Origin of the sequence: Blautia acetigignens (genome assembly GCF_025566865.1) — a bacterium.
GTDB classification, from domain to species: domain Bacteria; phylum Bacillota; class Clostridia; order Lachnospirales; family Lachnospiraceae; genus Blautia_A; species Blautia_A acetigignens.
On the sequence record NZ_JAOQJM010000019.1, the window covers coordinates 57,582 to 66,692 of the forward strand.

At 42.7% G+C, this 9,111-nt stretch carries 15 protein-coding genes; all 15 read right to left on the bottom strand.

What is annotated here, in order from left to right:
- Positions 1-151: 151 nt before the first annotated feature.
- Positions 152-1,696 (bottom strand): hypothetical protein, encoded by a 1,545-nt coding sequence (locus tag OCV70_RS16800; RefSeq protein WP_195588317.1) that lies wholly within the window; start codon positions 1,694-1,696, stop codon positions 152-154.
- 304 nt (positions 1,697-2,000) lie between these two features.
- Positions 2,001-2,405, bottom strand: a complete 405-nt coding sequence (locus tag OCV70_RS16805) for a hypothetical protein (protein ID WP_173768151.1) — start codon at positions 2,403-2,405, stop codon at positions 2,001-2,003.
- A 237-nt stretch (positions 2,406-2,642) separates the two neighbouring features.
- A complete protein-coding gene (locus tag OCV70_RS16810; RefSeq protein ID WP_117850349.1) occupies positions 2,643-3,146 on the bottom strand; it encodes a GNAT family N-acetyltransferase in 504 nt (167 codons plus the stop codon).
- Between the two features lie 74 nt (positions 3,147-3,220).
- Entirely contained in the window at positions 3,221-3,535 is a 315-nt protein-coding gene (locus OCV70_RS19935; RefSeq protein WP_317259481.1) for a GNAT family N-acetyltransferase, read from the bottom strand.
- Complete coding sequence (locus OCV70_RS16820; protein ID WP_243000146.1) at positions 3,484-3,717, bottom strand: GNAT family N-acetyltransferase; 234 nt, start codon at positions 3,715-3,717, stop codon at positions 3,484-3,486. Before OCV70_RS16820 ends, OCV70_RS19935 begins: the two co-directional genes overlap by 52 nt.
- Positions 3,714-4,277: a hypothetical protein gene (locus OCV70_RS16825; RefSeq protein WP_117850347.1), complete on the bottom strand. Its 564-nt coding sequence runs from the start codon at positions 4,275-4,277 to the stop codon at positions 3,714-3,716. Before OCV70_RS16825 ends, OCV70_RS16820 begins: the two co-directional genes overlap by 4 nt.
- Before the next feature lie 12 nt (positions 4,278-4,289).
- Positions 4,290-4,610 carry a hypothetical protein gene (locus tag OCV70_RS16830; protein WP_173768153.1) on the bottom strand — a complete coding sequence of 107 codons (321 nt, stop codon included), beginning with the start codon at positions 4,608-4,610 and terminating at the stop codon, positions 4,290-4,292.
- Between the two features lie 126 nt (positions 4,611-4,736).
- Positions 4,737-4,916 carry a hypothetical protein gene (locus OCV70_RS16835; protein WP_147342974.1) on the bottom strand — a complete coding sequence of 60 codons (180 nt, stop codon included), beginning with the start codon at positions 4,914-4,916 and terminating at the stop codon, positions 4,737-4,739.
- Positions 4,913-5,452 (bottom strand): GNAT family N-acetyltransferase, encoded by a 540-nt coding sequence (locus OCV70_RS16840; protein WP_173768155.1) that lies wholly within the window; start codon positions 5,450-5,452, stop codon positions 4,913-4,915. Before OCV70_RS16840 ends, OCV70_RS16835 begins: the two co-directional genes overlap by 4 nt.
- A 217-nt stretch (positions 5,453-5,669) precedes the next feature.
- Positions 5,670-6,086, bottom strand: coding sequence for a dihydrofolate reductase family protein (locus tag OCV70_RS16845; protein WP_330385749.1), 417 nt, complete (start codon positions 6,084-6,086; stop codon positions 5,670-5,672).
- A 7-nt stretch (positions 6,087-6,093) separates the two neighbouring features.
- Entirely contained in the window at positions 6,094-6,261 is a 168-nt protein-coding gene (locus OCV70_RS20355) for a hypothetical protein (protein ID WP_330385750.1), read from the bottom strand.
- Positions 6,262-6,346: 85 nt separating this feature from the next.
- Entirely contained in the window at positions 6,347-6,604 is a 258-nt protein-coding gene (locus tag OCV70_RS16850) for a hypothetical protein (RefSeq protein WP_243280866.1), read from the bottom strand.
- Between the two features lie 66 nt (positions 6,605-6,670).
- On the bottom strand, positions 6,671-6,838 hold the full coding sequence (locus tag OCV70_RS16855) for a helix-turn-helix domain-containing protein (protein ID WP_173768157.1): 168 nt from the start codon (positions 6,836-6,838) through the stop codon (positions 6,671-6,673).
- A 15-nt stretch (positions 6,839-6,853) separates the two neighbouring features.
- Positions 6,854-7,585, bottom strand: a complete 732-nt coding sequence (locus tag OCV70_RS16860) for a class I SAM-dependent methyltransferase (RefSeq protein WP_173768159.1) — start codon at positions 7,583-7,585, stop codon at positions 6,854-6,856.
- A 213-nt stretch (positions 7,586-7,798) separates the two neighbouring features.
- On the bottom strand, positions 7,799-9,022 hold the full coding sequence (locus tag OCV70_RS16865) for a HipA domain-containing protein (protein WP_244096277.1): 1,224 nt from the start codon (positions 9,020-9,022) through the stop codon (positions 7,799-7,801).
- Positions 9,023-9,111: the final 89 nt, after the last annotated feature.

Consider the following 9,111-nt stretch of genomic DNA (forward strand, 5'->3'; position numbering starts at 1 on the left):
ACAGAGTGTTTTTCATATCTATATGGGAGGCGGTAAGTTGTAAAAATCAGGGGGTAAGCTGCAGCATAAATAGAAAATTTAACCGGCAGGAAAATCTCCCACCGGTTAAATCTGGCTTTTCTTAAACGATTATTGTATAGTGAAATACAAATCAATCTGTTATGAATTTCAAAACAGTACATACCCATTCTTCATAATCACAGTAAGGACACCTTTTATAATAGTCTCCACGAGAATAGGAAGTGTCATTTTCTACCAGGTATCTAGGAACAAATAGATGTTTTTCCTCTATCTGTTTATGCGGACAATAGTGTTTTTCTTTATCTATCTTCTCATCTTGTCCCACACAGTCCACATAACTTTGGGGCTCCCGGTCTTCGAATTTCTTAATTATAACGTCCTCTTCCGGATCAATAAATCGTATGATCTTAATAATTGTATCATCACTTGATGGATTTTCTGAAGTATCTTCTGAAGTGCTTTCAGAAGTATTTTCCGATGTATTCCCGGAGTTGTCTTCAAATCCTTTTTCCGTTATAATAATTTCCAGTTCGCAGCCAAGCTCAGCCTTTATTTCATTTATTTTTTCCTGACTTATAGTGGTAGTTTCATTTTTTAATCTGTTACTTTGAATGGTCAACTTACTTCCGGATTCTGTAATAAATACAATTCCATTTTCTATAAAATTAACAGCTTCAATTGTCATTCTTTGGCCATTTTCTGTGACATACAGATATCCCTCGCCATTTGCGTCTCTATCCATTCCAAGACCAAGCTGTTTTGCTCCACCTTCTACTTCCAGTGTTATGTTGCCGTTTTCCGGATTTTCCTGGGAAGCAAGAACAAGTTTGCTGATAAGGAAATCCTTGGCAGATAAAGATACAAAATTGTCCTTAAAAGTTTGTTCCCCCATCAGGCAAAGAGCTTCGATTCCATCATCAGTGGTGGTTGTAAATACCTGCAAATCCTCATCTTTTGGAGTGGTGTTTGGGGTGCCTGAAGAAGTATTTCCAGTGGTTATTAGAAGATCGTCTAAATCTGACAGATCTACTTTGTCAAAACTTTTAGAGCGGTCTTTTTCAAATTCTATTTTCCCACATTTTATACATCTGGACTGCTTCTTAAGTCCCATAAAATTCAGTTTTCGGACAGGTGCCATCGCATGGGCTGTCGTGGGAATGGTCTTGGATTCTTTCACAACAGTACCGCAAACGGAGCATCTTTCTATAGCTGTTTTTCCAGGAGTTTTACAGGTGGGATATACTCCGCCAATAACTTCTATGGTGTGTTCTTTTTTCTCTATGGTTTTGCGGGATCTGAAAACAAGGCCACACTGGTCACAATACCGCAGGGCAGTTTTTCCTGTTTCCGTGCAGGTGGGTTCTATTGCCGGTCTTTCGGCAGAATGATGACCAGTTGCTGGAATTTCAATTTGCTCTTTCAGAATTTCGCCACAGGTTTCGCAGTGACTTCCGGCGGTTTTTCCCGCTATTGTACAGGTGGCGGCTATCTCTTTGTCTGCTGTTTCTTTGTGACCGGTTGCTGGAATTTCAACTTGTGCTGATAACATTTTTCCACAAAGAGCACAATGACTTCCTTCAGTCTTTCCCGAGAGCGTACAGGTCGCAGCCACACCTTCGTCTATTATTACTTCTTTATGGTCGTAAGCTGGGATTTCTTCCTGTGTTTTTATCACTGTCTGGCAAATCTCACAGTGGCTGCCCTCGGTCTTTCCGGTTTCCGTACAGGTTGCCTCTACGGCATCATCCACCACTTCTTTATGTCCAGTGGCTGGAATTTCTGTCTGCGCTTCCAGTACTTCTCCACAGGTTTCGCAGTGTTTTCCGGTGGTTATTCCGGACTCTGTACAGGTTGGCGCTACCGCTTTATCTAGCACTTCCTTATGATCTGCTTTTGGAATCTCTTTCTGCTCCTGTAATACAGATTCGCACTTTGCGCATTTAATCAACGCGGTCCAACCGGATTCCATGCAGGTTGCTTTAACTTCTTCTTCTGCTACATATTCCACATGCCCAGTAGCAGGGATAACTTCCTGAGTTTTTAAAACAGCTCCGCAAGTTTCGCAGTGGCTTCCAGCAGTCAGGCCAGGTTCTGTACAGGTTGGTTCTACTGATTACCAGAGACTGAAATACATCCGGATTTAATTTTCCGTCAACCTTTCTGTACTTTTCCCCGCTATCATCCAAAACAACTGCTGCTTCTGGCAGATATATTTTTGATACCTCACTATCCTTTATATGTAATTTCCCTTTTTCAATATAGCCCAGCCAGTTTCCGTTAAATGAAATTATTAATCTTTCTTCTCTTCTTTGCGCTGATACGCATCCAATTGGTTTCAGCACTCTTCTTATTTTATATAATTCTATTTTATTTCGCAGTTGCATCCATATTTTCCTTTTACTTTTCTTACCAGTCACGCCCAGCAGCAATAAAATTCATAGCCTGGTACATATATTTTGTTCATTTTTGAGTAAAACAAAAGACGCAGTAACTGCTTTCTATAAATCAGTACTGCGTCTTAGCGTCTCACTTTTCATTGTTTTTTCTTAATATGCCGCTATTTCCAATCAGTTTAACCATACCGATTTCTCATAGCACATTTTCACTGATCTGCTAAACTGTTATTTATACAATTCCTCCCAACGTTCTTTTGACATTATGTTGGTATGTCCAACACGTATCTCATTTAAAAGCGGAACAGGAACTTCATTGCAGGTATGATGGAAAAGAAAGCCCAGCTTTTCCTGTACACGCTTTGATTTCTGGTTTCCATCATAATAACCGCACCAGATGGTTGTCATGCCAAGATCTTCAAATCCATGCCGCAGCAGTGCACGGGCGGCTTCTGGCATATACCCCCGTCCCCAGAATGGCTGCCCAAGCCAATATCCAAGTTCACATTCATCATCCCGTTCGGTCATATCTGTATGTCCATTCAGTTTTAACTCTACAGCACCAATGGCAATGTTACTTCCTTTTTCACAGATTGCGTAACACTCAGCTCCATTGAACACATTTTTGATTATTTCTTTACTTTCTTCTACATTTTTATGGGGCGGCCAGCCTGCAATAGGACCAACTTCCGGATTTTTGGCATATTCAAATAAGCTGTCTGCGAGGAGCATAATTGCCTTTTTATTACGACTTTTTTACCATTTCAGAGGAGAAATGTCAATAAGATTTTTCTGCATCCATTTTTTCAAGTACGCCAATCTGAAACATTGCAAACCAGTTGCCGCAAATTACTTATGCACGTACATTCTCGACATCTCAGTTTCTCCGTCGCTTTGAACCATACATAGGAACAGCCATAGTGTTCGTAAAAGCCTACATGATCAGTCAGCAAATAGACAGGGGAAATTCCATTTGCTCTTAAATCCTCCACGGCCATGCAAAGCAGGCGTCCGGCGATTCCTTTACAGCGATATTCCTTTTCGGTATACACTGCGCACACATTCGGCGTCAGGTCTTTCCTGTCATGAAAATCGTTCTTGATAACTCCCAGACCGCCCACAAGCCAAATCCAAATACACGATAACGTTCTCTGTTCTTATTGATCCAATTTCGCACCCGTGCTTCATCGAAGGCATAAGGGTAATGCTGCATAATGTCAGAATCGGCAAGTACGGCATACAGTGCATCAAAATCATCGGATGTCATTTCCTGTAGGAAAAGGCGCTCTGTCTCCAGCTTCATTGCCTGATCTCCCCAGAATGTTCCCGCATTTCTGCTCCATAACGGCACAGCAGAGAGCCAAGAATGAACATGATTCCTAACACGATACTCGATTCATTATCAAAATACATATCCATAGCCTCCGTCTGTTTAACTTTCATGAAACCGGCAATAATTCCCTCTGCAATGCTTCCAGCCACCGCACAGGCAGTGGGAATGGTAATCGTCAAAATGCCGAGCTGCAGCAGTTTCTTTGCCCCAGCAAGTGTGAAAGGCGTTTTAGCTTTCAGTTCGTTTTTGAAATAGCTTTCCGCAAATTTTGCGAGTACCGCTTCACCCGCACAGACGATCAGCCAGCCAGAGAGCGTTGCGGTAATGCTTTTGATGTTGTAGCCGTATTCTTCAGGAATCAGTCCGTGCAGTGTAACTCCGCCAATCTTGATCAGGCGACCATTTCCAAAGTTCAAACTGAGTAAACCGGCAATACATCCGCAGAAACCGATGACAGAAAAAATAAATGCGATTTTACTGAGTACCTTTCCAATTTTGGACAGTTTTTGAATGGTATTAAGTGATTTCATTGTAATTCTCCCTTACTGAATTTTAAGATTTCCACTTGACGTTTCAACTATGATATTGCTTGCACCCTCATCAAACACATACAGGTCGCCTTTATAATCATACGAACGGTCTGTAAGCAGTTTGTCGCTGCTTTCCTTAACATAAAACTCTATGTTGTCCGATTCTGTGATTTCTACTTTGCGAGAACGCCAATAGATTTCAACAGCTTTTATATCGGCTGCCTTATAAGTAAAAGCGCCGGTTTGATATTTTTCGGCATTTGGATACGTTTCACCAGTCAGCGTATCATTTGTTCCGATGGATATATTAGCCTGACAGCCAGAAAGCATCATGATTGCAAGGCTACATAGAAGTAGAGAAGTAGACCTATAATGACTTTCTTCATAATTCCTCCTCAAATTTTCAATTTAGACTTTATTTTCAATCCGCAGACTGGCACCAATAATCTATCAGCTAAGTTAGCCCGCCTGCTGCTTGGAAAAATGCACCGTCTGCGCCTTCATTGAGATTTTGGAGACCTCATACCCATAGTTACACAGTTCTTTCTTATATTTCAGGAAAGAATGATCCAGCGGTACACCTGCAATCAGCATCAATGTCCCGGCGCACACTAATAATTTAGTTGTTTTTTCCATCATATGCTCTCCTTTGATATTTTCTGATTCTGCCATTCTTCGCGGCTGATGCCGTATACAACGGTCTGCTCGTCTTCGCTATCGGTAAATTCATTCAGCAGCGTCATACCATTTGCACGGGCGGTAGCGGAGGATGGGATGTTTGCCTTTTTCATGTAGGAATACACCATACCGAAAGTTGTATGTGTAAATGTCCAATCACGCACAGCCTGCGCTGCTTCTTTTGCAAAGCCTTGGCACTGGTGAGCCTTTGCGATATGATAGCCAATCTCCGGCAGAATCGTACCGCCTATGTTCTGCATGGTCAGACCACAGTCGCCAATCACCTCGCCCGTAGATTTCAGGCAAACCGCCCACAGGCCGAAGCCAAACACGCGGTAGCGCTCGATGTTTTTGTTGAGCCAGTTTTTTACGCGGGTCTCGTCAAAGGTGTAAGGGTAATGCTGCATGATGTCGGAATCAGCAAGCACAGCATACAGCGCGTTAAAATCCTCTGATGTCATTTCCCGTAGAAAAAGGCGTTTTGTTTCAATCTTCATTGTTTTCTTTTCTTTCTTGCCATACCATAGGCACACGGTCAGTTTCAATTAAAAATCGGCTTGACATTTTCGACCAGATAGTTCCTTTATCCAAACAAAACTGCTAACAATGCAAAACTGCCTGACAACAGGGATAATACGGTAATAAAAACGCAGCACAAACCGATTATCTCGGTTTGCACTGCGTCTTGGCGTCTGGCATTTTGATTTCTTTAATTCAGCTGATCACTTGATATCGAACTCTGATATACGAGACATTTAAAATGGTGCAGTCAATAAGTTTCAACACGCTCAGTCCAGATAATTCATTTTCTGAAGTAATGGAACTGCCATCTATTAAGGAAGCGGTTTCCTTACCGCCGATCAGAACGGGAGCCACAACCACATCAATATAGTCAAACAGCTTCTCACGAAGGAACAATCCATTAACCGTTCCGCCGCTTTGGATTGTTAATTTCTCGCATCCATACAATGATTTTAATTCGTGAAGAGCATCTTCCAGTGACAGTTCTTCCTGGAAAATAATATGAAGATTTTTTTCCTTAATGTTATAAGCAGGATGTTCCTTATTCGATGTAATCAGCACAAACACCTTAGATTTCCTGCAGAAATAAGTGACACCATGCTCAGTCAAATGGGTGTTATCCAATATCAGTTGTCTGTTCGATCTCATAATACTGAGGCAGACCCTCTTTCAACCCGTCAATCCTGGGAAAATCCTTATCTACATCTAACTCATCTGACGCACCGGGACTTATCTTTCCATCTAAGGACATAAGCATAAATAATGTTGTGATTGGTCTATCCATAATCCCCCTCCGTATAGTTGTCATACATCCGCACCGCTGAAGCGTAGATATCCTGCTTTTTTCCGGGTCAACACTGGCGGTTGCCTCATCCAGGATAATCCACCAGGAAGTTCAGGTATCCGCCTACAAAATTATCAATCATGCGGATGCCCATATTTTCCAGGAGATTCAGCCCGGTAGTGATGGAATTAAGGATCGTTCCGGTGCTGTTTTTCTGAAAATATCCAAGAGACACTCTCTTTAAGGCATCTCCAATGGCAAGCCTGTCCTTTGCCACTAGCTCATAGCTGATACTCTCCTGAAATCTGGAACGCATGTAATCAAAGAAAAAACGCAAAATCACCAGCCCTGCTCCTTTCCATAAAAAAAGAACAATTAGTTTCTGCTAACTGTTCTGATTCTATCATTTCTATTCTGCAGTTGTCTGCCTCGTATAGTCACAGCCTGTCTCGCCTGCCAGGTCTGCAATGGTGATATCCGGACTGGCAAGAAGCCGCTCTGCCGCATAATTCATCCGGTACTGCAAAAGCCAGGTTCCAATGGGCATACCGTAAATGGATTTAAAGCACTGCTTCATGGCTGGGTTCTCCTGTCAAAGGGTGTAACAGTCGTAGCGGATGGCTTTCCCATTTAGTGTGTAGGATGGCTTTCGTCCGGCGAGAAACTCACTTTTCAGAGGCCGTTTTACAATGATCTTGGAGGGGCTGGCGCTGATGGCCGCGTCAAAAAGATCGGTTTCCTCTGAGCAGGGCGGCTCCAATTTCTGGATTAGCTGCAGCTTTTTGTTGATCAGGCTGGATTTCTGCCTTGCGGGAAACATGGGATCCAGGTAGATCACGTCTACCGGGTCAAGAAGCTTTGACATTCCCTCTACACTATTGTCCTGCACCAGGTTCATGCGGCTGGCGATATCCTTTAAGACCGGATGCTTCTTTGCACGGCGAAGGGCATCTTTCAGCAGCACGGCAATCACTGGGTTCTGCTCAAATAAAGTAACTTCATAGCCCTGTGCTGCCAGAAGAAAAGCGTCCTCTCCCATTCCGGCTGTGGCATCTATGGCTTTGCGCCCGGGCTTGTCGGATTTGGCAGCCCGGACCAGCATCTCATGCTGCAGTCTTCCATTTGTAACTCTGTGCAGCATATTTTCAAAATCTCCCTGATAGGACAGACCGTATCCGGTCAGAGAAACGCCTTTGGCATGAAAAAGAATGGTCAGCTTTGGACCTGGCTTTTCTGAAATTTCGGCGCCGATTCGTCTTGCGAAAACTTCGGCCATATCTTTTTGTCCGCCTTTTTCAAAGCAGACTACGATTTCATTATTCATTTTTTCGATTCCTTATCTTTGTTTTTCCTGCAAAAGTATAACATAAAGATGCAGAAATTTCATCGGGAATTTCTCAGATGACCCGGTAGGTTTTCCATTTGCCATGACGAAACCGCAGCCAGAAAATAATTCCCCGGCTCATCCAGTCCAGGCACATGGATCCGGCAGATCCATTTTCTTTTGTTTATACGGTTTCCCCCTTCTTTTAAGTGATTAAAGATTTCTGTAGTCATCCGCCACATTTTCTGTTACATCATTTTCGGTAGTGATAAAATATGTTTTCTTCTGTGCTGCAAAGGTCTGGAGCTTTTGAATCCGTTGTTCTGTGGACTGGACGATTGCATCGATACGTTTCTGGTCAATAAAATTGCTGATGCGCTGGTCATCAAACACCTGGCGGATTTTTTTTCCTGTATCCTGCAGCAGCCTGAAATCTATCCAGTCAAAGGAAGAGACAAGCTTAAGCTGCTCGTCATGGGATTTCTTGAAGGGCTTGCATATGATTTCTCTTTCCTTAAGGATGTCAAACGGAACTTTGTTGTATCCTAAAGAAGAACCGCTGTCAAAAATGGGGGAGGCGCCAAGCCACTGGAGAGTTTCGGCGTTTCTAAGAAGTCCGAAATTATTCAGATGCCGGTCTTCGTTTGCAATGATGTAATCGATCACGATCATCTGATCCAGTGCAGGTACCACATTTACGCCAAGTTCCAAACAGCAATTCACATAATGCTGATATACGGATACATCGTTTTTTTTCTTACGGGTCTGAAAGATTCGCCATGCACTGACAAGGTCCATATCTTTTGTAACAAAATCCTCACATACACTGTATGGCATGTCATCGTCCCACAGGATCGTGTAGGGAATGTGAGGGATGCCCAGTTTCTCCATGATATTGGATGCAATTACTTCGTTGAATGGCTGCTGACGGAAGGGATTGCTTCCGCCCTTGAGAAGGCATCTTCTTCCATCTATGATTTTCCACCTTTTTTTCAGGCAGCCATCAGAGGTATTATCCGGAGAACTGAAATCAAAATTCCCCTCTCTTTTTTTCAAGCCAAATAATACATTTCCTATATCATCGGAAAAAGCGTTGTCAAAAAAATTAATTCGTTTCCATTCAAGATCTGTACCGTCTGGTTTTATCCAGTACTGATCAGAAAGGCTAAGGCCAAAGCTTCGGACAAGAAGCATCTTCGTATCTGCAAGTCCGATTTCATTCAATGCTTCCTGCACACCGGAACGGCTTGAAGGAATAGAGCGGTCTGCCCACCACATGTTTAAAGCCTTTTTATCCACTGTATTCTTTTTCACTGGAATACCTATGGGGAGGTGCTCCGGGGCGTAGAGGTCAAGAATTTTTGTAATGCCATCTGCTTCTGTTAATTCCATTTTAATAACGGGAATATTCTTATGCATAAGAATGTATTCTGCCATTTTAGCCGTCGAGTAGACTTTGTCTCGACTTTTTCACATCCTTTCATCATATATTGTTTTGCGATGAGAGGTTCAAGTCTCAAAAGCCC

Coding starts and splice junctions, on each gene's coding strand:
- OCV70_RS20355 (WP_330385750.1), bottom strand. CDS start 6,261: ATGGATAGACCAATCACAACATTATTTATGCTTATGTCCTTAGATGGA.
- OCV70_RS16840 (WP_173768155.1), bottom strand. CDS start 5,452: ATGAAGATTGAAACAAAACGCCTTTTTCTACGGGAAATGACATCAGAG.
- OCV70_RS16810 (WP_117850349.1), bottom strand. CDS start 3,146: ATGCTCCTCGCAGACAGCTTATTTGAATATGCCAAAAATCCGGAAGTT.
- OCV70_RS16860 (WP_173768159.1), bottom strand. CDS start 7,585: ATGAATAATGAAATCGTAGTCTGCTTTGAAAAAGGCGGACAAAAAGAT.
- OCV70_RS16865 (WP_244096277.1), bottom strand. CDS start 9,022: ATGGCAGAATACATTCTTATGCATAAGAATATTCCCGTTATTAAAATG.
- OCV70_RS16830 (WP_173768153.1), bottom strand. CDS start 4,610: ATGATGCTTTCTGGCTGTCAGGCTAATATATCCATCGGAACAAATGAT.
- OCV70_RS16855 (WP_173768157.1), bottom strand. CDS start 6,838: ATGAAGCAGTGCTTTAAATCCATTTACGGTATGCCCATTGGAACCTGG.
- OCV70_RS16805 (WP_173768151.1), bottom strand. CDS start 2,405: ATGCAACTGCGAAATAAAATAGAATTATATAAAATAAGAAGAGTGCTG.
- OCV70_RS16820 (WP_243000146.1), bottom strand. CDS start 3,717: ATGAAGCTGGAGACAGAGCGCCTTTTCCTACAGGAAATGACATCCGAT.
- OCV70_RS16835 (WP_147342974.1), bottom strand. CDS start 4,916: ATGATGGAAAAAACAACTAAATTATTAGTGTGCGCCGGGACATTGATG.
- OCV70_RS16825 (WP_117850347.1), bottom strand. CDS start 4,277: ATGAAATCACTTAATACCATTCAAAAACTGTCCAAAATTGGAAAGGTA.